The following is a 21,598-nucleotide window of genomic DNA, read 5'->3' as shown; positions in this document are numbered from 1 at the left end:
AAAATTGATTGAGTGCGGAGAAATAAAGGAGAGAAATGTAATGAAAAAGATGATTAATAACCCTGATCATGTTATTGAAGAACTAATGGAAGGTTATATAATTGCATATCCTGAATATATTAGACGAACAGAACTCCATCAAAGAGCATTAATAGGTAAAAAACGGAATCCTAATCGTAAAGTAAGCATATTAATTGGTGGTGGTTCTGGTCATGAACCGGCATTTATAGGTTATGTAGGTGCAGGAATGGCTGATGGTGTGGCAGTGGGAAATATTTTTGCTTCCCCATCTCCGATACCAATTCAAGCTGTAACAAAAGAAATTCATAATGGTCACGGCGTGTTATATATATATGGTAATTATGCTGGAGATTTAATGAATTTTGAAATGGCGAGTGAAATGACTGAAATAGAAGACGAAATTCAAACAGCTGCTGTAATTGGAAATGATGATGTCGCTTCTTCCAAAGATATAGATGATCGCAGAGGTATAGCGGGAGAACTTTTAGTGTATAAAACTGCAGGAGCGGCCGCTGACTTTGGTTATGATTTAGAAGAAGTACGTCGTATTGCTCAACAAGCTAATGATAATACGCGTTCTATGGGTATTGGTTTGAGCCCTTGCTATTTGCCACAAACAGGAAAGCCAAGTTTTGATTTAGAAGATAATGAAATGGAAATTGGTTTAGGTCATCATGGTGAACCTGGTATAGAAAAAACGACGATTCGTACAGCGAAGGAAACTGTACAAGTTATGATGCAAAATATTTTAAAAGAGGGTTTATATAAAGAAAACGATGATGTAGTTGTACTTGTAAATGGTTTAGGCGCTACATCACAAATGGAACTTTATATTATTAACAAAGAGGTAGATGCAATATTAAAAGCACGTGAAATCAATACGTATAAATCATATGTTGGTAATTTTATTACGTCTATGGAAATGGGTGGCTTTTCTGTGACGTTAATGAAATTAAATGAAACTTTAAAATCTTGCATTGATCATCCAGTAGATTGCCCAAACTTTAAGGAAGTCTAGGAGGAAGTTGTTATGGTATTAACAAGTCAATCTTTTAAATCATACATTTTAAATTTAACAGAGTTGTTTGAGCAACAAAAAGATGAATTGTGTGAATTAGATCGTAAAATAGGCGATGGAGATCATGGGATCACAATGAATATTGGTTATCAGGCAGTTAAAACAACACTTCAGAATGAATTACATTCTCAAGATGACATTGCCAAAATTAGTGTAGCAGTTGGTAAAACGTTCTTAGATGCTGTTGGTTCTTCAGTAGGTCCGCTATATGCTTCTGGCTTTTTAAAAGCAGCAGTTGCAGTAAAAAATAAAACACAATTAGATGACACAGCTTTATATGATTTTTGGATCGCGTTTAGCAAAGGGATTAAAGATAGAGGTAAGGCAGAAATAGGAGACAAAACAATGGTAGATACGTTAGAGCCTTTTTATAAATCACTTGAAGATTCACAATCTCAAAATAAGTCATTTGCCAATGCATATATTGAAGCTTTATCTAATGCCAAAGCTGGAATGGAAAGTACAAAAGATATTATATCGAATAAAGGGCGTTCGAAAAGATTAGGTTATCGTTCTCAAGGGCATGTTGATCCGGGTGCGATGTCTTCGTATCTTATGTTAGATGAATTTAAAACATTTATTTAAGTAACCAAATTAATGAGGAGGAATTAGTATGAAGATAGCTATTGGTGCAGACCATAACGGATATGATTTAAAAGAAGCAGTTAAGGCTCATGTTGAATCATTAGGGCATGAAGTAGAAGATTTTGGTTGTCATCAATGCGCAGAGACTGACTATCCGGATGTAGCAGTAGAAGTGGGGCAAAGTATCCAACAAGGTCACAATGAAAGAGGAATACTCATTTGTGGTACTGGAATAGGTGTAGCCATTACAGCTAATAAATTGAAAGGGATTAGAGCCGCATTAGCACATGATTATTACTCAGCAGAACGTGCACAACTCAGTAATAATGCCCAAATATTAACGATGGGTGCCCAAATTATTGGAATAGAAGTTGCTAAGAAAAATGTCGAAGCATATCTTAATGTAAGCTGGGAAGGTGGCTCCCAACGTAAAGTAGATAAAATTGATCAAGTAGAAATAGACGAAAATAAATAGAAAAAAGACAAAAATGCATGCCTAATATGTTAAGTATTAGGCATGCATTTTTGTCTTTTTCAAATTTTTATCAACAATTATAAAATATAAGGAGAAGTATTTTATTCAAGTAAGTTATACTATTTCAAATAATTATTTGAAGCAATTTGTCTGAAATATGACAAATTATAATTAATATTGTGAATGGGCTTTGATTTTAATATGATTAAATATAAAGACATAACTAGGGAGGAATAATCGTGCAATTTGCACATAGGTTTTCCAAAACAACGATAATATTATTTATTATCATTTTTTTAACTGTTTTTCTAGGATTAACTCAGCAAGCATCAGCTCATGCTACTTTAGAAAAAGTGACACCTACGGAAAATAGTGTAGTTGATAACCCACCCAATAACATTGAACTGCAATTTAATGAACCGGTTCATGCAAAGTATTCTAGTATTAAATTATTTGATGATAAGGGGAAGCAAATATCTGAAATTAAGCCTGATACATCAGCTTCAACACAAACTTTATCATTTACTGTTCCCGATTTAGACAGTGGCACACATCATGTTCAATGGCATACGATGTCAGCAGATGGACATGAAATTAGTAATTCATTTGATTTTTCAATCGGGAAGGCTACCGCTGGTCATATTGATACCTCAATACCACTTTATGAAAAAGCCGATTTTTGGTTTGGACTCATACGTTTTATTACTGAAGGTAGTATTATCGTATTCACAGGAGTATTTTTAGTGAATCAATTAGCAAAAAGACAAAAGATAATGTACTTTGCTACTGATCAATATAAGCAACCTATAATTTGGATAATAGCTATGCTAACAGTTATGACAGGGGCAATGTATCTTATGACACTTTCTTCAGATGTTGTCACAGATATAATCACATTACAAACAGCTACATTATCACAAACGCCATTCATCTTAACTATAATTGCAATCATCGTATTGCTTTTCCTCTTCACATTGCGAAATATGATGCATGTTTGGTATATATTAGTGTCTATATCATTGTTAGTGACGTTGAGTATGTCTGGTCATGCATGGTCTCAAAGTGTGCCGTTATGGTCTATAATGATTAGGACGATGCATATTAGTGGAATTGCAATGTGGATAGGGGCGCTTATTTATTTAGTCTTTGTTATAAAAACACATAGACCATATGATGTAAAACAAATAAGGGGTTTCTTACTGAAAGTAAACATAACGGCTGTGGCGTTGATTATCATTTCAGGGGTGTTAATGTCTATAGATCAAACAAATATATTGGGGATTTGGTCAAATATTCAAACATGGAGTGCATTACTTATAGTGAAAGCACTCGTAACATTACTTATGATGTTGTTAGGTTTTTATCAAACAACGCGTGCTTTAAAAATTAGACAGCGTGCGAATAAAAAGGCTTTATATTTAGAACTCATATTGGGACTTTTATTGATACTTGTAGGTGTTATTATGAGTCAAATCAATATTCCAGGATAAGGAAGTGAAAACGATGTTAAAACAAATTATATCAATAATAATGTTTTGTGTGATAGCAGTGGCATTGTCAAAGAATGCGGATGCTCATGTAACGTTAAACCCAGATACGAGTGAACCAGGATCATATGAAAAATATGATGTGAGAGTTCCTGTAGAAAAAGATGCACATACGACTAAAATTGAATTGAAAGTTCCTAAAGGACTCAGTGTTGTAGGAATAGAGCCGACCCCTTTATTTGAACATAAATTAAAAAAGGATAAAAATGGGAACATAACAAAAATAACTTGGACTGCAACGGATAAAGGGATTGGACCCAATGAATTTGTCGATTTACCGATTCAAGTAGCAAATCCAGAAAAAGAGGCCTCATTTAAATGGAATGCTTATCAAACTTATGATGATGGAGAGACTGTAAAATGGATTGGTGACGAAAAGGCAGAAAAGCCAGCGCCAGTTACAAAAGTTGTAAAAAATAGTGACACATCAAAAGAATTAAGTGAAAGTAGTCAAGCAAGTAATGGTCCTATTATACTGTGGATTGTATCTATCATAGCTATTATCTTATCTTTAATAGCATTATTTAAGCAAAAGAGCGATAAGTCATAAACTTAGAAATTTTAATGAAATTTATCACTGTAATGATTAGTGAGTTAGCCTATAATAGCATTAAGGAGGAGTATCGATGCGCAGAATATTGTATGCATTTTTAGTTTATACAATCCTAGGATTACTGAGTGGATTTTATTATCGAGAATTAACAGTTGCACATCATTTTACAGGAGATACGCAACTTGTGGTCGTACATACACACACACTGATATTAGGAATGTTTATGCACCTTATTTTACTACCTATAACAAAAATATTTAAATTAAGCAGTTATTATCTGTTTAATTGGTTCTTTATCGTTTATAATATCGGCGTCTTAACTACGATAGGTATGATGTTTACGAAAGGAACGTACCAAGTGTTAGGACTTGCAGTACCTGAATCATTTGCTGGGTTTGCAGGGATTGGACATACAACGCTTACAGCAGGATTCATATTATTATTTTTCCTACTTAGAAATGCGATTGTAAAGGACCCTAAAGATGAGTAAGGCTCATCTGGCGGTCATATAACGAAATGATAATGTTAAGTAAAAGCCTAGCTATTTCATTAGAATAGTTAGGCTTTTCTTTATGATCAAGTGAATTTTATTCTATATCAGCGTTGTAAATATCGTTTCCATTGATAATAGTTATCAATTGTAGCATAATGAAGATTAAAAGATAAGATAGATTTTTGGGAGGATGCATTATGGATGATGTAATAATTATTGGTGGCGGTCCAGCTGGCTTATTTGCTAGTTTCTATTCTGGATTAAGAGGAATGAGCGTGCGCATTATAGATATTCAGGATAAACTTGGCGGTAAGATGCAAGTTTATCCTGAGAAGATTATTTGGGATATCGGGGGGCTAGCTCCTAAACCATGTTATGAAGTTATAAAAGATACAATTGCGCAAGGTCTGCATTTCAATCCAAAAGTTAGCTTAGAAGAACGTGTCATAGATATTAGAAAAATAGATGAACAGCATTTTGAAGTTGAAACGGCAAAAGGAAATATATATGAATCTAAATCAGTTATTATAGCTATTGGTGGCGGAATTATTAATCCTAAACAACTTGATATTAAGGATGCTGAGAGATATGAACTAACGAATTTAAACTATGTAGTTCAGTCATTGAAAAAATTTAAGGATAAAGATGTCTTAATTTCTGGTGCAGGTAATTCGGCCTTGGATTGGGCTAAAGACTTAAGTGGATATGCTAAGAGTGTTACGCTTATTTATCGCAAATCAGATATTAAAGGCTATGAAGCCATGAAAAAAATACTCAGCGAATTAAATATAGATAAGTTGCCTAACACACATATACATCAACTTATAGGTGATCAATCGCATAGTAAAATAGAACAAGTGATATTAGAACATACTGAGACAAAAGAGAAAACAACAAGGGTTTTTGATGAAGTAATTATCAGCCATGGATTTGATGTAGAAAATACTTTGCTTGAACAGTCTTCAACACAAGTAGATATGTTTAATGAATATGCAATTAAAGGATTTGGTAATACATCTACAAGTGTTAATGGTTTGTATGCCTGTGGCGATATTATTTATCATGAAGCTAAAGCACACCTTATTGCTAGTGCATTTAGTGATGCGGCCAATGCAGCTAATTTAGCAAAATTATATATTGAACCTCAAGCTAAACCAGAAGGTTTTGTCTCAAGTCATAACGAGGTTTTCAAAGCATCTAATCAAATAGTCATGAAAAAATATTTATAAAAACTGGGAATTAAAGATAAAACAGTTACTTTCAAAAACATAAATATTTACTTTTGAGAGATTATAACTCATTTTATAGTGTTTTAGGAGATGTTAAAGTATGATTGAAATAAAACATGAACCACCTACAGTTTCAAATTATCGTAATTTGAGAAAAATAGCTGGATTAAGTGAAAAATCTCAGGCCGCAGCCGAAAAAGGTCTGGCCAATGCTTGTTTTAATGTGACGATATATGATAATCAGTTACTGATAGGAATGGGCAGAGTGATTGGCGATGGCGGAACAGCCTTTCAAATCATTGATATAGCAGTGGATCCAAACTATCAAGGAATGGGATATGGGAAGACTATTATGAATCATGTAATGGCATATATTTCCTCTGTAGCAGAATCAGGTACCTATGTTAGTCTTATAGCTGATTATCCCGCTGACAAACTCTATGCTCAGTATGGATTTATAACTACTGAACCTTATTCAGGTGGAATGTATAGAAAATATTAAATTGAAACAGAATGATTTAGCACATGAACAATTGTTTTTAAAGTAAAAGTACACCTCCTTTCGTTACAGAGGTGTACTTTTTTATGTTCGATATATTATTCTTTAACTGTCCATGCTTGTGATGATGGTGGTACAAAGTGCCGATTTTTCACCTATACTAGAGTTTTAGATAAGTACATTATGAAATATTTTCAATAGATAGATAAAAAGATGATTTCTGCAAAACTTAAATAGAAATCATCTTTTTAAATTATCTAAGAAGATACTTATTCCTCAACATCTTTTATTATATTGAATTGAATTTATTCTGTTTTATCAATTTGAGCGTTAGTAGCATTAGTTCTAGAACGTAAATCAGCTTCAATTTCCTCTAAACTACGTCCTCTTGTTTCAGGTAAGTATTTAACAACAAAAACTAAAGCCCCAATACCAATAATTGCAAAGATTAAGAATACTTGTTCAACTGGTAATACATCAGTCAATATAGGGAAGAATTGCGCCACGAGTAGACTACCAATTGATAATACTAATGCGGCTATCCCAGTTGCTGCACCACGCGCACGCATTGGAAATAATTCTGGTAACATAACCCAAAGTACTGGGCCCCATGTGAAACCAAAGAATATAATGAAAAGTGTTAAACATATGATAATAATCCAAGAAGAAGATTGGATACCAATTGCCCAAATTAAAATTGCCATAATTAATAATGAAGCAACCATGCCAATATTTCCTATTACTAATAAGCGTTTACGGTCAATTTTATCAATAATCATAATGGCAATAATAGTAACTAATACATTGACTGTGCCGATGCCGACTGTTCCTAAAATAGAAGTAGCATCTCCTAAACCAGCCTTACTAAATATAGAAGGTGCGTAGTAAATAATTGCATTTATGCCAATAATTTGTTGGAATAGCGCAAATACACTGCCAATTATCAATGTAGGTCTTAACCATGGAGACTTTAATACTTTCCATGTACTTTCTGAAATACGATTGATTTCTTTCATGTCGGCAATTTCTTTATCAATTTCACTGTGCTCAAATGTCAGTCCCATTACATCTCTAGCGGCCTTTTCACTTTTATGTTCAAGTAACCATCTTGGACTTTCTGGCATGAATATGACACCAATTAATAAGATAAGCGAAGGTAACACAGCTAAACCTAGCATCCATCTCCAACCTTCAATAGGCGTGAAAGCATAGTTAATTAGATATGAAGATAAAATACCTATTGTAATCATCAATTGGTTTAATGAACTTAAAGAACCTCTTTGTGCTGTTGGTGCCATTTCTGATAAGTATACAGGCACAATTGCAGTAGAACCACCTACGGCAACACCGATGACTAATCGCCCAATAACTAATATTGGCATTGATGGTGCTAATGCTAATATTAAGGCTCCCACAATATATATAATAGCTATAATAAATACGACACGTCTACGTCCGAGCCTATCTGATAATGGGCCACTTGCACCTGCCCCAAAGATAGCCCCTACTAACATTGAGGCAACAACAAGGCCCTCTGTAACACTGTTTAAAGGTATATCATCTTTTATAAATAGTAAGGCACCAGAGATTACTCCCATATCATAACCATAGAGTAAGCCTCCCAAAGCACCAAGGAAAAAGATGAGTTTTTTGCTTACTTTAATTCCCATAAAAACCCTCCTGATTGTTTTAGACACACATAAGTATACGCTTACATTTATTGCTTGTAAATGTTAAAGTATAAGAATTTTATTTGTTGTTTTATGTTTATATCAAACAAAATACTTTTGTCATTAAAATATAAATGTGCGCATATTTAAATAGATATAAAAGTAAGAAAGGGAGTAAAAATTATACATAATATTAATGAGAGTAGGTTTAAATATCGATATATAGATATTTAAAAATGATAGCTATTGTAGGGGATACATATTTAATATTTGTAATTTAATAATAAAAAACGCCCTTCAAAATAGGCACTTATATTATGTCTACTTTGAAGGGCGCATATCAAAATCCATTAGCGCTTCATTATAATGGAATATATGCTTCAATCATTATAATGAAATGAAGATTATATTACTTATGCTTCTAAATCAACAACAATTCTACCAGAATTATTATGTTTTAACACATTTTTTATATTTTCTTCTATATCATCAAATTTAATGACTTGTTTAATTTCATGTAACTGATCTGGTTTTAAATCTTTAGCGAGTCTGCGCCAAATATGTTTACGTTGTCTCATTTCTGTATAAACAGAATCAACGCCTATGATATTTGTACCTCTTAATATGAAAGGAAATATCGAACTATCAAATTGATTGCCACCAGTCATTCCAATCACTGCGACACTGCCGTTGTAATCAAGGTGTTTGATAATTTGTGATAAGCTTTCGCCACCTACAGGGTCAATCACTGCTTGCCAAGTACGCTTCCCAAGTGGTTTATTATCAGTTTCTGTAATACGAGGAATGACTTCTTTTGCACCTAATGATTTAAGTTTAGCTTCAGTATTTGTTTTACCAGTACTTGCAATAACATCATAGCCAATAGAATCTAACATCATTACGGCTAGTGTACCAACGCCACCAGTTGCACCTCTAACAAGCACAGCTTCATTTTCTACAGATAGACCGTTGTGTTCTAATTTTTCAATAGCTAAACCTGCTGTATATCCAGCCGTACCATAAATCATTGCCTCTTCAAGTGTTAGGTCTTTAGGTAATGGTACAATCCATTCTTCTTTGATACGTGCATATTCACTAAACCCACCGAAATGGCTTATTCCTAAATCATATCCAGTAACGATGACTTTATCTCCTGGTTCAAAAGCTGGCGTCTCTGAACTTTCTACAACACCTGCTAAATCAATTCCCGGTACGATAGGGTAAGATTTTACAACTTTTGTATTTTCTACTGTTGCTAGTGCGTCTTTATAATTAATCCCTGAATACTTAACTTTAATAAGCACTTCACCTGCTGGAAGGTCATCTATAGTTATATTTTTAATTTGGTTAGTAACTTTGCCGTCTTGTTCGTCGACCACAAAAGCTTTAAATGTTTCAGTCATTGCCACTAGGCACTCCCTTTATGTATATATTTATGAACAATTAAAAAACTAGAACCACTTTATCATGTAATTGAATATTACACAATATGCCTGTTTAACAGCGTTTAGAGGTAAGCGCTTTATTTTGTAATTAAATAAATTTTGTTCTAATTCAAAAAAATTAATTAATGTAAAACAAATAAATATTATTTGAATATTCTAATAATTCATAGTAAATTCAAGCTCATTTTAGTATAATAAATGATAAATATTTATATTAAAAGGAGGAAGATTTATGAGTTATAGTATTGAAAAAGTCAAACTATCAGAAGTCGAGCAGTTACAAAATTTGGCTATTCAAACCTTTAAAAACACTTTTAAAGATGAAGAACAATATACAGATGAAGATTTTAGCCATTATTTTGCTAACGCTTATAGTGTTAAACAGTTAACAAGTGAACTATTAGATGAACATGCTTTTACATATTTTTATAAAGAAGATGAAGAAGTTGTAGGTTATTTTAAATTAAATATAAATGATGCACAAACTGAAAAAATGGGAGACGCACATCTTGAGTTGCAACGAATTTATTTCTTACCACATGCCCAAGGTGGTGGCAGAGGTAAGCATGTATTTGAATTCACAATACAAAAAGCTAAAGAGCTAAATAAAATTAAAATATGGTTAGGAGTCTATGAAAAAAATAAACAAGCTTTTGAATTTTATAAAAAACAGGGGTTAAATGTAACGGGGAAACATTATTTTTATACAGGATCAGTTGAAGACGTTGATTTAATTATGGAAAAAGAACTATAAAATTATCTGAAATTAAGTTATAGTAATAATACACATTAAGTTTGTTTTTACAAAGTCGAAAAGAGGGCAATTAAAGTTTATGTAAAGCATATTTAAAGTTTATTTAGCTTGTATTATTTTTTTATAAAAAGAGATGGATTTCCAATAAAAAACGTTTATTTATTGTTTTCAGGTGAATAACGTACTAATGCTCAATAAGACTGTGTAATTAAATATAAATATTGCATGGTTATTGAGTATTAAAATTTTAGGAGGTCTTTCAATAATGAAAAAATATTTAGCTGGTTTTCTTACTTTATCTTTAGCACTTGCAGCATGTTCAAATGGTGGCGAGGATAGTGGTAAAGCAGGTTCTGAAAAAGAAAAAACTGAAGAAAAAGCGAAAGACAAAGCAAAAGAAAAAACTGAAGAAAAAAAAGATAGCAAAGATAACAAAGATAGCTCAAGTAGTTCAGATAGTAAATCAAGTGATAGCGGTTCAGAAAGCTCAGACCAAGGATCATCAAGTAGTCAAACGAGCGATAGCGGTTCAGAAAGCTCAGACCAAGGATCATCAAGTAGTCAAACGAGCGATAGCGGTTCAGAAAGCTCAGACCAAGGATCATCAAGTAGTCAAACGAGCGATAGCGGTTCAGAAAGCTCAGACCAAGGATCATCAAGTAGTCAAACGAGCGATAGCGGTTCAGAAAGCTCAGACCAAGGATCATCAAGTAGTCAAACGAGCGATAGCGGTTCAGAAAGCTCAGACCAAGGATCATCAAGTAGTCAAACGAGCGATAGCGGTTCAGAAAGCTCAGACCAAGGATCATCAAGTAGTCAAACGAGCGATAGCGGTTCAGAAAGCTCAGACCAAGGATCATCAAGTAGTCAAACGAGCGATAGCGGTTCAGAAAGCTCAGACCAAGGATCATCAAGTAGTCAAACGAGCGATAGCGGTTCAGAAAGCTCAGACCAAGGATCATCAAGTAGTCAAACGAGCGATAGCGGTTCAGAAAGCTCAGACCAAGGATCATCAAGTAGTCAAACGAGCGATAGTGGTTCAGAAAGCTCAGACCAAGGATCATCAAGTAGCCAAACGAGCGATAGCGGTTCAGAAAGCTCAGATCAAGGGTCATCAAGTAGCCAAACGAGCGACAGCGGTTCAACTAGTTCAACAGAAGACTCAGCAAGCACTGAATCATAGGATATATAAGGTCTAGAAGAAGTAGTTTAAGTAGTGATACTTAAACTACTTCAAATTCATCTAGTGAAAAAGATGACTTGTGAAAACATAACAATAATGTAGATTAAAAATAAGGTGGTCTTTCAATCATGAAAAAACTATTAGCAGGTTTCTTAACATTATCTTTAGCATTAGCGGCATGTTCAAATGGTGGCGAGGATGATAGTAGTAAAAAGGACGATAGCGCTAAGGATAAACAATCTTCTGATGATAAGTCAAAAGATTCAAAAAATGATGATAAAAAGAATAATGATAGCTCTGATAAAGACAAAGACTCAAGTAAAGATGATAAAGATAGTTCAAGCGAAGATTCAAATGGTGACTCTAGCAATGATAAATCAGATAGTGCAAGTACTGATGATAGTAATAGCGATAGTAACTCTAGCAATGGTGCCTCATCAAGTACTGATAGTAGCTCAGATTCAGATAATGATGGCACTAATGGTAGTAGCAGTGCAGGTAGTTCAAATGGTACAAGTGATAACAGTGGTGGCACTACAGATGGAAGCAGTAGTAATACAAATGGTTCAGATAGTAATTCAGATACGACAGCAAATGCCAATAGTAACGCGAATAACAATAGTTCGAATAATGGAACAACACAATATGTTGTGCCATATCAAGGACAGAATGCAGTACCAGTATCACAAAACATTTCATCAGGTAGTGTCAATAATCAAACCGCGTTACAACATTTACCTAATTTTCAAAATTCACTAGATAACGCTACAGCTGAAGTGAATGCAATTAATGGTCAGTCTAATTATTACAATGACTATAGTGTTGAAGGCAGTGAGGGTAATTATAGTTATATCTTTAGCTTCCAAAATCAAGCACAACCAGGTACTTATTCTATTGCTACAGTAGATCAACAAGGTACTGTAAGAGTTGTAGATCCAGCTTATCAACAATAAAAATACTTTGCTTTTAAAAGATATAATGACTACGTTTGTTAACATTAAATAAAAAACTGGACAACCTCAATATAGATGAGGATGTCCAGTTTTTAATTATGTAGCCATAATTTTTAGTCTTATTAAAGCAATAAAATTGTTAAGTGTTAATACATTTTTTTATTATATGGGAAAGTGTTTCGAAGGCATGATTATCCTTATTGACAAATGCACTAGTGTGGATGTCTTTCATTTGATGACTGATTAAATCATTGAGCAATGCTTTTGAATCACTATATCTTACTGTAGCAAGTGAGTGCATGACATCCTCATATACACCTCGTTCTGAAATATATTTTTCGTGATCAGGTGTATACTGACACACAATTTTATCAATAGTTAATGCATCAAAGATAATAGAAGAATAGTCTGTTAAAACGATATCCGAAACTAATAATAAATCTTGGACCTCAATATGGGCAGGAGCAAGGATAGCATTTTCAGGTATATAGTCAGAGTTATCTTCAATATGACCTTTAAAAATAACATTATATTTATTAAGTAACCCATCACTGATAGGTAATAAATCAGATTCGTTGGTTTCAGTTTTCCATGTTGGTGCGTAAAGTAAAGTTGGTTTATTAGTATCTAGTTTTAGCTCTTGCTTGATGAATGACAGGTATGGTTGATCAGATTGTTTATCTAATAAGTACCTAATTCTTGGATACCCACAATTTAATATATGTGTATGTTGCTGTGGGAATGCTGTTTTAAAATAATCAATAATATCTTCACAATCACTTATAAAATAATCTTGATGTAACCATTTGTTATATTTTCTTGCACGATAATTATATATATTCAAATTTTGTTGTGGTTCTCGACTATCTAGGAAAAGTTTCTTTATTGGAGTACCATGCCAAAGTTGTATAATTGTGCCGTTAGGTTTTAAATTATCTGGAATATAACTTTCCAAAATGACTACACGTGCACTTTCAATAATTTCTTTGGCTTTTGGATCATCTGGTTTAATAAAATTTGGACCGTTTACGTCAGCAGTAATAAAATAAATCGGCAATTTCGTAAAATGCTTCGCAAAATGGTTAAATAAATAACGTGAATTACCTCTAAAACCATAATCAAAACCTAAAAATACGATATGATTCTTAATTTTTGAAGTATCCTTTTCATAAATATAGCTTAATGCGCGATGTTTTTTCACAAAGTGATGATGTATTGAGTTGAAAATCCAGTGGGGAACTTTAAAACCTGTGGACTTCAATAACTTATCAGTAAAACGCATTTGTTCTGGTGAAAGTGTTTCACTAGATTTAAATGGCAATGCATGTTTATGTGCGTAAGCTAGCTTATTCAAATTAAAAGCTGTAGTGTTTAATGGTTCGAATCGATGTATATCCTTCCAAACTTCTTTACTCGTTATGAGTTCTGAAGAGAAATCAAAGACAACATGACTATCTGTGATTACTTCATCTTGTAGCAAAGATAGCAATGCTAAATCGAATAAATGATTGACCTTAAAACTACTTAATATGGATTGGGTAGTTTCGATATGAAAGATGATATTTGGGTAATGATTGATATTTTCAATCCAGTCATTAAAAGTAATGTTTTTTTTACCGAAATAGCGACAGTCATTTAAATATTGTTGATGAATCGTATAATCAGGAACAATAGTACAAGGTTCTAATTGCACATGAGCCATCATATTTTTATATATTTTTATATTATTATTTGTTAGTACAATATGTGAATACCCTTCTGAAAATGCTTTTTGAAGTTGATCTTCTAAAAGGTCCCACGAATCTAAATCAATTTGTTTTATCATTAATATCCCTCTACTCAATAGTTGTTCCCTTTATTTTACCACGTCCCATACTTTAGATAAAAGAATCCTTTATAACTGGAAAAAGAAAAAATTAAAACACAAGATTATATAACATAAATGTCTAATTTATTGAAACTATTCACAATATAAAACAAGTAAAAAAGTTAATGTGAATTTTAAAAAACATATTGTTTTTAGCGTTAAAAGTGATATAATCTAATTGTGAAATAATTCACAATAACTTTTACATATTCTAGCTAGATATAAATAAATATAGAAAATGGAAGTGAGTCAAAATGTTTGTAGATAATTTTAACCCTTTTAACAACATGTTGCTATCTAGTATAGTGGCAGCAATTCCAATTATTTTATTTTTATTATGTTTAACAGTTTTTAAGATGAAAGGTATATATGGGGCTATTACTACGGTAGTTGTAACTTTAATCATTGCGATTTCATGTTTTAAATTACCAATTGGGATTGCATCTGGAGCATTTGTGGAAGGATTTTTTCAAGGCGTATTACCAATTGGTTATATTGTAATCATGGCAGTATTACTTTACAAAATAACAAATGAAACTGGACAATTTCATACAATTAAAGACAGTATCTCTAGTATTTCACAAGATCAACGTATTCAGTTGCTGTTAATTGCTTTTGCATTTAATGGTTTTTTAGAAGGCGTAGCAGGATTTGGGGTTCCAATAGCTATATGTGCATTATTACTTACACAACTTGGATTTGGTCCTTTACAAGCAGCTATGTTATGTCTAATTGCTAATGCTTCAGCAGGTGCTTTTGGCGCAATTGGATTACCGGTATCAGTCATAGATTCACTTAATTTAACTGGAGATATTAAAAGTATGGCTGTTTCACAAATGTCCGTACTGACTTTAGCAATCATTAATATGTTTATTCCATTTTTATTAATATGGATAGTAGATGGTTTTAAAGGTATCAAGGAAACATTACCTGCAATATTAGTTGTAGGCAGTACGTATACAATATTACAAGGCGTGATTACATTCTTTATTGGACCTGAATTAGCGGACATCATTCCACCGTTAGCATCCATGCTAGCATTAGCATTATTTTCTAAAAGATTCCAACCCAAACATATTTTCAGAGTTCAAAAAGATGTTAAGCCAGAACCAGTAGTAAAACATAAATTTAAATCAGTAATGTACGCATGGAGTCCTTTTTATATTTTGACAGTTATTGTTATGATTTGGAGCACACCTCAATTTAAAAGTTTATTTGAGCCAAACGGAGCGCTTGCACATTTAGTAGCAAATATAACAGTGCCTGGAACTTATAGCGAGGTTGCTAACAAAGCGATTGTATTGCCATTGAATATCGTAGGACAAACGGGCACAGCAATTTTAATTGTTATATTAATTACCTTATTGTTGTCTAAACAAGTTCATTTTTTAGATGCATGTCGTTTATTTAAAGAAACATTTAAAGAATTATGGTTATCTATTCTAACAATATGTTTTATATTGGTTATTTCAAAATTAATGACATATGCTGGATTAAGTTCAATATTAGGAGAAAGTATCGCTAAAACTGGAAATGTATTTCCACTACTATCTCCAGTACTTGGGTGGTTAGGTGTCTTTATGACAGGGTCAGTTGTAAATAATAATTCATTGTTCGCACCTATCCAAGCTGCGGTTGCCCATAATATAGGTACAAACGGCTCTTTATTAGTTTCAGCTAATACTGTCGGGGGCGTATCAGGTAAATTAATTTCTCCGCAATCTATTGCAATTGCGACAGCGGCAGTTAAACAAGTAGGTAAAGAATCTGAATTGTTAAAAATGACATTACGCTATAGTTTTGCATTATTAATATTCATTTGTATTTGGACATTCATCTTAAACTTGTTGATTTAAAATAATTTTATAAGTCATTAAAATAAGCGAAAGTATTTTGCGTTATTTAAATTATTCAAAGACACTTGATATGCTGTGTTTAATGATAATTTAACAATGCTGAAAATACTTTCGCTTATAAAATTTTACTTAATGTGGTGCGTTATAATTTAACAGTGTTTCAAATTTTTGATAAATAGCGTCTGGTGCATATGCTTTCACTGTTTGATAGGCATTATGAATAATTACAGTTTCTTTAAATTCTTGATTAATCAGTCTACGTAATTTATTTGATAGCGCATCGACATTATCATGTTCTACTAAGTAACCATTCACATTGTTTTTAATAATTGAATCAGGACCTACGTTACCATCAAAACTAACGACAATATTACTTTGGTTCATTGCTTCTAAAATAACCATTCCGAATCCTTCATTTCGAGAAGGGATGACAGTAATTTCACTAATAGATAGTTTCTCATTTAACTGTTGTGTTGATCCTTGTAATTTTACAATGTCATGCAGTTGATATTGATCAATGAGTTGTTGTAATTCAGCTGCTTCTTGACCACTACCATATATATGCACTTGATAACCGAACTGCCGAACAATTTGTTGAATGGGATTAATACTTTTAATTAGTAAATCAAATCCCTTTTCAAATTCCAAACGGCCCGCAGCAGTAATTAATTTTTCCTTAGTTTTATTGAATCTCGGCTCATTTAAAATATTTGGCACAACAAACACAGGAGTTTGGATATACGCTTGATATTTTTGTTGATCTGCTGAAGTAAGTGTTGTTACTTTATCCAAATAAGTATATGCATTTAAGATTTCGCGTTGATAGGCCTCAGGATGTGCATCCAAATTCATATGTTCCATACCAACTTTATCTACAGATTTGCCAGCATATTTTGCAATTAAAATATTAAAGCTTGCTCTTGTTCCAACAATTACATCAGTGTTCACTTTGTGAATTGCTTTAATCATTTTTTTTTCAATATAATGCGAGAATTGGTTGATGCCTGGCTCATATTGAGAGAGCAGACGAGGATTAGAAAATGATGTGTATTTGCTAATGCGATTAAATACAAGGTCTTTAATATTTAATGGATGTAATTGATAATTAATTAAAGGTTTTATCTTTATAGAATTATGAAGATCAAAATAGGGACGATCGTTTCCTTTAAATACTGAGATTATCTCTACACTATGTCCTTTTTCTGCGAGTGTGTTAGCTAATTGCGAAATAGATTTAACCGTACCTCCCATAGCGTAAACATTGTGCATGAAAAATGTGATTGATTTCATAAGAAAACCTCCAAAATTGTCTAAACTTAAATTAAAATACATTATAGCATGAAATGTTTTTAAGCACCTTATAACATCAAAAAAGATACACTTTAGCATGGTAAATAGGATGAAATCAATCTTTGACGCAATCGTAGGTGGACGAATGGCTTCGATGCTAGTTAACACATATTAACAAAATTTGTGTAGAATTACTGAAATCCCTTTTTTCATAGGGCAATAACGTATATAATTAGAGTAGTTAAGAAGGTTTATATCGTTATGACATTGTTCTTTAAGATGAAAATAGCGTTGAAAAGTTTTTTATTTTTTAGTTATAGAAAACGCTTTATTCTATGAAAAATAGATTGGTTTCTAATTTTAAGTAGATGAAGATAACGTATCTATAAACATATATAAAGGGGGACTGTGTTTGTTATGAGTAAACTACATAGCAAAACAGATGTCATCTTAATTGGTGGCGGTATTATGAGCGCAACATTAGGAACTTTATTAAAAGAATTTGCACCCGATAAAGAAATTAAGGTGTTTGAAAGATTAGCTACACCAGCTGAAGAAAGTTCTAATGCATGGAATAATGCGGGGACAGGGCATTCTGCATTATGTGAATTAAACTATACAAACGAAAATAAAGACGGATCAATAGATATTAGTAAAGCTGTAAAAATTAATGAACAGTTTCAAATTTCTAAACAATTTTGGAGTTACTTAGTTAAAGATGGTCAGCTTGATAGTCCAGAATCATTTATTAAACCGGTACCGCATATGAGTTTTGTTCAAGGGGTGCGTAATGTAGATTTCTTGAAAAGACGTGTGGATAGACTAAATAAAAACGTTTTGTTTAATAATATGGAATTTACAGATGATAAAGAGAAAATCGCTGAATGGACGCCATTAATAATGGAAGGGCGCACGTCTCATATTCCTATGGCAATTACATATGATAAAACTGGAACAGATGTGAATTTTAGTGAATTAACTAAAAAATTATTTAAAAATCTTGAAACGAAACAGGTTGAATTAAACTATGAACACGAAGTAGAAGATTTGAAACAACGTAAGGATGGGCTTTGGGAAGTTAAAGTAAAAGACTTAAAAACAAACAAAGTTACGGTTGTTGAAAGTAAATTTGTATTTATTGGTGCAGGTGGCGCGAGTTTACAATTACTACAAAAAACAGGAGTCAAAGAATCTAAGCACATAGGCGGTTTCCCAGTTAGTGGTTTATTCTTAGTTTGTAAAAATGAAGATATTACAAAAAAACATCTTGGAAAAGTTTATGGTAAAGCTTCAGTAGGTGCGCCACCAATGTCAGTACCGCATTTAGATACACGTTACATTGATGGAGAAAGAACATTGTTATTTGGACCTTTTGCTGGTTTCTCACCTAAGTTTATGAAAACTGGATCAAATTTAGACTTAATTAAATCTGTTAAGCCTAATAATATTATTACAATGTTATCTGCAGGTATTAAAGAAATGAATTTAACAAAATATTTAATTTCACAACTAACGCTATCTAATGAGCAGCGCATGGAAGATTTACGTGAATTTGTTCCAAATGCTAAGACTGAAGATTGGGAAATAGTTGTTGCTGGTCAACGCGTACAAGTTATTAAAGATACTGAAAATGGTGGTAAAGGTACCTTACAGTTTGGTACAGAAGTTATCACGTCAGAAGATGGATCATTATCGGCTTTATTAGGTGCATCACCAGGAGCTTCTACTGCTGTAGATATTATGCTTGATTTACTTAAGCGTTGTTATAAGGATGAATTCCAACTTTGGGAGGAAAAAATCAAGACGCTTGTTCCTTCGTATGGTATGAAACTATCTGAAAATGAAGCACTCTACACGCAGGTTAATAAAGAAATTAAAGAATATTTAAAAATAGATTAATTTTAATTATTTAATAATAAAAGCAATACAGTATTAAGCGCACCGTTCTTCTAGATGTATTTCTAAAAGAAGGGTGCGCTTTTTTATTGATTATCTATACTGATAGAAAATGTAGTTCCATTATTTTTTTTGCTCTTCACACTGATGCTTCCCCCATGAAGTTCAAAAACGGCTTTAGCAATAGCGAGGCCTAAACCGTTACTATTATCGTTATTACCTGCTTTATAAAAACGTTCAAACAAATGTGCTTGTGTTTCTTCTGTCATACCTTGTCCATCATCAGTAATTGTACAAATGATAGTATCAATATTTTGTTTGAGTGTAACTTCAATGGTACCACCGTGTTTTGAATATTTAATCGCATTAGTTATTAAATTTTGAAATGCTTGATATAGTAATCGTTCATTGCCAATAATTTGTACATCTGCTAAATCGGACATAATGATGAGATCTTTTTGATTTGCTAAAAATTGTTCGTGACGGATGATTTGTTTTAAAAGTTTATTTAAAGTGATGTGATCTTTAAACTCTAAATGCGCGCCATTATCTATTTCTGAAAGTAACAATAATTCTTTAGTTAACTCGCTTAATTGTGTTGTGATTTGATATATATCACCAATATATTGATTTCGTTCTGTACTTGATTTTGCATATTTCATTTGATCAAGTAAGTGATGGATGTGTGTTAATGGTGTTTTAATTTCATGTGATACATTTTGAACGAAATGTTGTCTCATATCATCAAGTTGTTTGAGTGAGAGGCGCATTTTGTCAAAACGATATTGTAACGTACCGAACTCGTCTTTGCGTGTAATGTTAATGGAAGTGTCAAAGTTGCCTTGCATAAGTCTATTAGTTGCTTGTTTTAATTGCTGTATCGGTTTAATAATCGAATAAGTTGAAGAAATTATTAATATAATTGAAAATATAAGCAATAAAGTAATTAAAATAGCTAAAAATATTCTAAACTCACTAAATGTTTTGCCTATATCAGGTCGCATAAACACCGCAGTCTTTTCATTATTTTGATTAAAAGTAATACCTACTGTATTTTTAGTGGTATTTTCGAAAAAACCAGTTACAAAAGGATTGTAAGGGAGATTTTTAATTCCATGATAATCATGACCTTGTAATACAGATTGTATTTCTTGCTTAGAAATATTATCTTTTCTAAAAGCAGTACCGTAAAAGGATTTTTTGCCTTTTTCAGAAACAGTCATGACTTGATAGTTCATTTCGCCCATATGTTGAAAAAATGCTGGTAAATTGTGCATACTAGATTCTTTTTGATATGTACTTGAATCTTTTAAAGTACGCATGATTTTAGCGTCATTATTAGCTTTTAAATGGTTGTGATAAATAATATTAGTACATAAGAAACTGACAATCGCACTAAATAACATAACCATAACTGTATAAACTGCAATGCGCGTATAGAGTGATTTAAACATAATCATCCACCTTATAACCTAAGCCACGAACGGTATGAATTGTTACAGAGGCTTCTAGTTTTTCTAACCTTTTTCTAAGACGTTTAATATGTACATCGACAGTACGTTCATCTCCTTCGTAATCAAATCCCCAAATTCTTTCGATTAAATCATCACGATTAAAAACTTGTTTTGGATGTGAAGCAAGTAAAAAAAGTAATTGGAATTCTTTGTTTGGTAAATTCATTGCTTTTGTGGCAGATGCTACTTCAAGGTATGATTGATTCAATGTCAAATTACCAATAGTTATTTCGTTATTTGCATTGATGTTATAACGCTTAAGTACTGCCTTAATCCTAAAGATAAGTTCTTTGACTTCAAAAGGTTTAGTGACATAATCATCGGTGCCTGAAAAGTATGCTTGTTCTTTGTCACTGAGTGCATCACGTGCAGTTAGCATAATAACAGGGATTTTATAGTCTTCTTTTAATAATTTACAAAGTTCAAAACCACTCATACCTCCCATCATAATATCAACGATTGCAATATCTACCTGTTGAGTTTCAAGATAAGTTAAGGCATCTTCTGCACTGGATTGGGTAATAGTTTTTAAACCTTCACGACTAATATAATTTGAAACATACTCCAAAATTTTAATGTCATCGTCGACGATTAGGCAACTTGTCATGTATAAGGTCTCCTTAGTCATTTTATAGCTATTATAAACGTTACTTTTGTACATAACAAATTTTGAAAAGTAGAAAAATGTAT

The 21,598-nt window shown here is 32.5% G+C and carries 19 protein-coding genes; 13 read left to right on the top strand and 6 right to left on the bottom strand.

Going from position 1 to position 21,598, the window contains the following annotated elements; genetic code table 11:
* Positions 1-40: 40 nt before the first annotated feature.
* The 8 genes from BK821_RS00940 to BK821_RS00905 all read left to right on the top strand — a co-directional run bounded on the left by BK821_RS00940 (position 41) and on the right by BK821_RS00905 (position 6,483).
* Positions 41-1,039, top strand: a complete 999-nt coding sequence (locus BK821_RS00940) for a dihydroxyacetone kinase subunit DhaK (protein ID WP_046835790.1) — start codon at positions 41-43, stop codon at positions 1,037-1,039.
* Between the two features lie 12 nt (positions 1,040-1,051).
* Entirely contained in the window at positions 1,052-1,684 is a 633-nt protein-coding gene (gene dhaL / locus BK821_RS00935; protein ID WP_046835789.1) for a dihydroxyacetone kinase subunit DhaL, read from the top strand.
* Positions 1,685-1,712: 28 nt separating this feature from the next.
* On the top strand, positions 1,713-2,159 hold the full coding sequence (rpiB, locus tag BK821_RS00930) for a ribose 5-phosphate isomerase B (protein WP_046835788.1): 447 nt from the start codon (positions 1,713-1,715) through the stop codon (positions 2,157-2,159).
* 239 nt (positions 2,160-2,398) lie between these two features.
* Positions 2,399-3,649 (top strand): copper resistance CopC/CopD family protein, encoded by a 1,251-nt coding sequence (locus BK821_RS00925; RefSeq protein ID WP_046835787.1) that lies wholly within the window; start codon positions 2,399-2,401, stop codon positions 3,647-3,649.
* Positions 3,650-3,662: 13 nt separating this feature from the next.
* Positions 3,663-4,256, top strand: a complete 594-nt coding sequence (locus tag BK821_RS00920; RefSeq protein WP_046835786.1) for a YcnI family protein — start codon at positions 3,663-3,665, stop codon at positions 4,254-4,256.
* 76 nt (positions 4,257-4,332) lie between these two features.
* Positions 4,333-4,749, top strand: a complete 417-nt coding sequence (locus tag BK821_RS00915; RefSeq protein ID WP_046835785.1) for a DUF2871 domain-containing protein — start codon at positions 4,333-4,335, stop codon at positions 4,747-4,749.
* 200 nt (positions 4,750-4,949) lie between these two features.
* Positions 4,950-5,981: an NAD(P)/FAD-dependent oxidoreductase gene (locus tag BK821_RS00910; protein WP_046835784.1), complete on the top strand. Its 1,032-nt coding sequence runs from the start codon at positions 4,950-4,952 to the stop codon at positions 5,979-5,981.
* Between the two features lie 100 nt (positions 5,982-6,081).
* A complete protein-coding gene (locus BK821_RS00905) occupies positions 6,082-6,483 on the top strand; it encodes a GNAT family N-acetyltransferase (protein ID WP_046835783.1) in 402 nt (133 codons plus the stop codon).
* A gap of 302 nt (positions 6,484-6,785) precedes the next feature.
* Here BK821_RS00905 and glcP read toward each other — a convergent pair whose 3' ends face one another.
* Both glcP and BK821_RS00895 read right to left on the bottom strand, forming a co-directional pair.
* Positions 6,786-8,150 carry a glucose transporter GlcP gene (gene glcP, locus BK821_RS00900; RefSeq protein WP_177165114.1) on the bottom strand — a complete coding sequence of 455 codons (1,365 nt, stop codon included), beginning with the start codon at positions 8,148-8,150 and terminating at the stop codon, positions 6,786-6,788.
* Between the two features lie 413 nt (positions 8,151-8,563).
* Complete coding sequence (locus tag BK821_RS00895; protein WP_046835976.1) at positions 8,564-9,553, bottom strand: acrylyl-CoA reductase family protein; 990 nt, start codon at positions 9,551-9,553, stop codon at positions 8,564-8,566.
* 274 nt (positions 9,554-9,827) lie between these two features.
* On the opposite strand from BK821_RS00895, the gene BK821_RS00890 reads away from it, so the two are divergent.
* The 3 genes from BK821_RS00890 (at position 9,828) to BK821_RS00880 (ending at position 12,485) form a co-directional block, all read left to right on the top strand.
* Positions 9,828-10,349 carry a GNAT family N-acetyltransferase gene (locus BK821_RS00890; protein WP_046835782.1) on the top strand — a complete coding sequence of 174 codons (522 nt, stop codon included), beginning with the start codon at positions 9,828-9,830 and terminating at the stop codon, positions 10,347-10,349.
* Positions 10,350-10,614: 265 nt separating this feature from the next.
* Complete coding sequence (locus tag BK821_RS00885; protein WP_071330984.1) at positions 10,615-11,532, top strand: hypothetical protein; 918 nt, start codon at positions 10,615-10,617, stop codon at positions 11,530-11,532.
* A gap of 128 nt (positions 11,533-11,660) precedes the next feature.
* Positions 11,661-12,485 carry a hypothetical protein gene (locus BK821_RS00880; RefSeq protein WP_071330983.1) on the top strand — a complete coding sequence of 275 codons (825 nt, stop codon included), beginning with the start codon at positions 11,661-11,663 and terminating at the stop codon, positions 12,483-12,485.
* Positions 12,486-12,624: 139 nt separating this feature from the next.
* Here BK821_RS00880 and BK821_RS00875 read toward each other — a convergent pair whose 3' ends face one another.
* Positions 12,625-14,310 (bottom strand): CDP-glycerol glycerophosphotransferase family protein, encoded by a 1,686-nt coding sequence (locus BK821_RS00875; protein ID WP_046835780.1) that lies wholly within the window; start codon positions 14,308-14,310, stop codon positions 12,625-12,627.
* Positions 14,311-14,606: 296 nt separating this feature from the next.
* Here BK821_RS00875 and BK821_RS00870 point away from each other — a divergent pair, with 296 nt between their 5' ends.
* On the top strand, positions 14,607-16,208 hold the full coding sequence (locus BK821_RS00870) for an L-lactate permease (protein ID WP_046835779.1): 1,602 nt from the start codon (positions 14,607-14,609) through the stop codon (positions 16,206-16,208).
* A 129-nt stretch (positions 16,209-16,337) separates the two neighbouring features.
* Here the strand turns inward: BK821_RS00870 and BK821_RS00865 are convergent, their stop codons facing one another.
* Complete coding sequence (locus BK821_RS00865; protein WP_046835778.1) at positions 16,338-17,498, bottom strand: glycosyltransferase family 4 protein; 1,161 nt, start codon at positions 17,496-17,498, stop codon at positions 16,338-16,340.
* Positions 17,499-17,915: 417 nt separating this feature from the next.
* Here BK821_RS00865 and mqo point away from each other — a divergent pair, with 417 nt between their 5' ends.
* Complete coding sequence (gene mqo / locus BK821_RS00860; RefSeq protein WP_046835777.1) at positions 17,916-19,397, top strand: malate dehydrogenase (quinone); 1,482 nt, start codon at positions 17,916-17,918, stop codon at positions 19,395-19,397.
* An 83-nt stretch (positions 19,398-19,480) separates the two neighbouring features.
* Here the strand turns inward: mqo and BK821_RS00855 are convergent, their stop codons facing one another.
* Positions 19,481-20,848 carry a HAMP domain-containing sensor histidine kinase gene (locus tag BK821_RS00855; RefSeq protein WP_046835776.1) on the bottom strand — a complete coding sequence of 456 codons (1,368 nt, stop codon included), beginning with the start codon at positions 20,846-20,848 and terminating at the stop codon, positions 19,481-19,483.
* Positions 20,841-21,515 carry a response regulator transcription factor gene (locus tag BK821_RS00850; protein ID WP_046835775.1) on the bottom strand — a complete coding sequence of 225 codons (675 nt, stop codon included), beginning with the start codon at positions 21,513-21,515 and terminating at the stop codon, positions 20,841-20,843. The genes BK821_RS00855 and BK821_RS00850 overlap by 8 nt, the downstream gene beginning before the upstream one ends.
* Positions 21,516-21,598 lie beyond the last annotated feature (83 nt).

This window comes from Staphylococcus sp. LCT-H4, from assembly GCF_001866145.1.
Classification (GTDB): domain Bacteria; phylum Bacillota; class Bacilli; order Staphylococcales; family Staphylococcaceae; genus Staphylococcus; species Staphylococcus succinus.
Note: the sequence above shows the minus strand (reverse complement) of the source record. Positions and strands in the feature narration are given on the sequence as shown.

Excerpts from the sequence above, each read along its gene's own strand:
- BK821_RS00880 (WP_071330983.1), top strand. The coding sequence starts at position 11,661 with ATGAAAAAACTATTAGCAGGTTTCTTAACATTATCTTTAGCATTAGCG.
- BK821_RS00940 (WP_046835790.1), top strand. The coding sequence starts at position 41 with ATGAAAAAGATGATTAATAACCCTGATCATGTTATTGAAGAACTAATG.
- BK821_RS00865 (WP_046835778.1), bottom strand. The coding sequence starts at position 17,498 with ATGAAATCAATCACATTTTTCATGCACAATGTTTACGCTATGGGAGGT.
- dhaL (WP_046835789.1), top strand. The coding sequence starts at position 1,052 with ATGGTATTAACAAGTCAATCTTTTAAATCATACATTTTAAATTTAACA.
- BK821_RS00850 (WP_046835775.1), bottom strand. The coding sequence starts at position 21,515 with ATGACAAGTTGCCTAATCGTCGACGATGACATTAAAATTTTGGAGTAT.
- BK821_RS00920 (WP_046835786.1), top strand. The coding sequence starts at position 3,663 with ATGTTAAAACAAATTATATCAATAATAATGTTTTGTGTGATAGCAGTG.
- BK821_RS00875 (WP_046835780.1), bottom strand. The coding sequence starts at position 14,310 with ATGATAAAACAAATTGATTTAGATTCGTGGGACCTTTTAGAAGATCAA.
- BK821_RS00915 (WP_046835785.1), top strand. The coding sequence starts at position 4,333 with ATGCGCAGAATATTGTATGCATTTTTAGTTTATACAATCCTAGGATTA.
- BK821_RS00885 (WP_071330984.1), top strand. The coding sequence starts at position 10,615 with ATGAAAAAATATTTAGCTGGTTTTCTTACTTTATCTTTAGCACTTGCA.
- BK821_RS00905 (WP_046835783.1), top strand. The coding sequence starts at position 6,082 with ATGATTGAAATAAAACATGAACCACCTACAGTTTCAAATTATCGTAAT.
- BK821_RS00870 (WP_046835779.1), top strand. The coding sequence starts at position 14,607 with ATGTTTGTAGATAATTTTAACCCTTTTAACAACATGTTGCTATCTAGT.
- BK821_RS00890 (WP_046835782.1), top strand. The coding sequence starts at position 9,828 with ATGAGTTATAGTATTGAAAAAGTCAAACTATCAGAAGTCGAGCAGTTA.
- glcP (WP_177165114.1), bottom strand. The coding sequence starts at position 8,150 with ATGGGAATTAAAGTAAGCAAAAAACTCATCTTTTTCCTTGGTGCTTTG.
- mqo (WP_046835777.1), top strand. The coding sequence starts at position 17,916 with ATGAGTAAACTACATAGCAAAACAGATGTCATCTTAATTGGTGGCGGT.
- rpiB (WP_046835788.1), top strand. The coding sequence starts at position 1,713 with ATGAAGATAGCTATTGGTGCAGACCATAACGGATATGATTTAAAAGAA.
- BK821_RS00855 (WP_046835776.1), bottom strand. The coding sequence starts at position 20,848 with ATGTTTAAATCACTCTATACGCGCATTGCAGTTTATACAGTTATGGTT.
- BK821_RS00910 (WP_046835784.1), top strand. The coding sequence starts at position 4,950 with ATGGATGATGTAATAATTATTGGTGGCGGTCCAGCTGGCTTATTTGCT.
- BK821_RS00895 (WP_046835976.1), bottom strand. The coding sequence starts at position 9,553 with ATGACTGAAACATTTAAAGCTTTTGTGGTCGACGAACAAGACGGCAAA.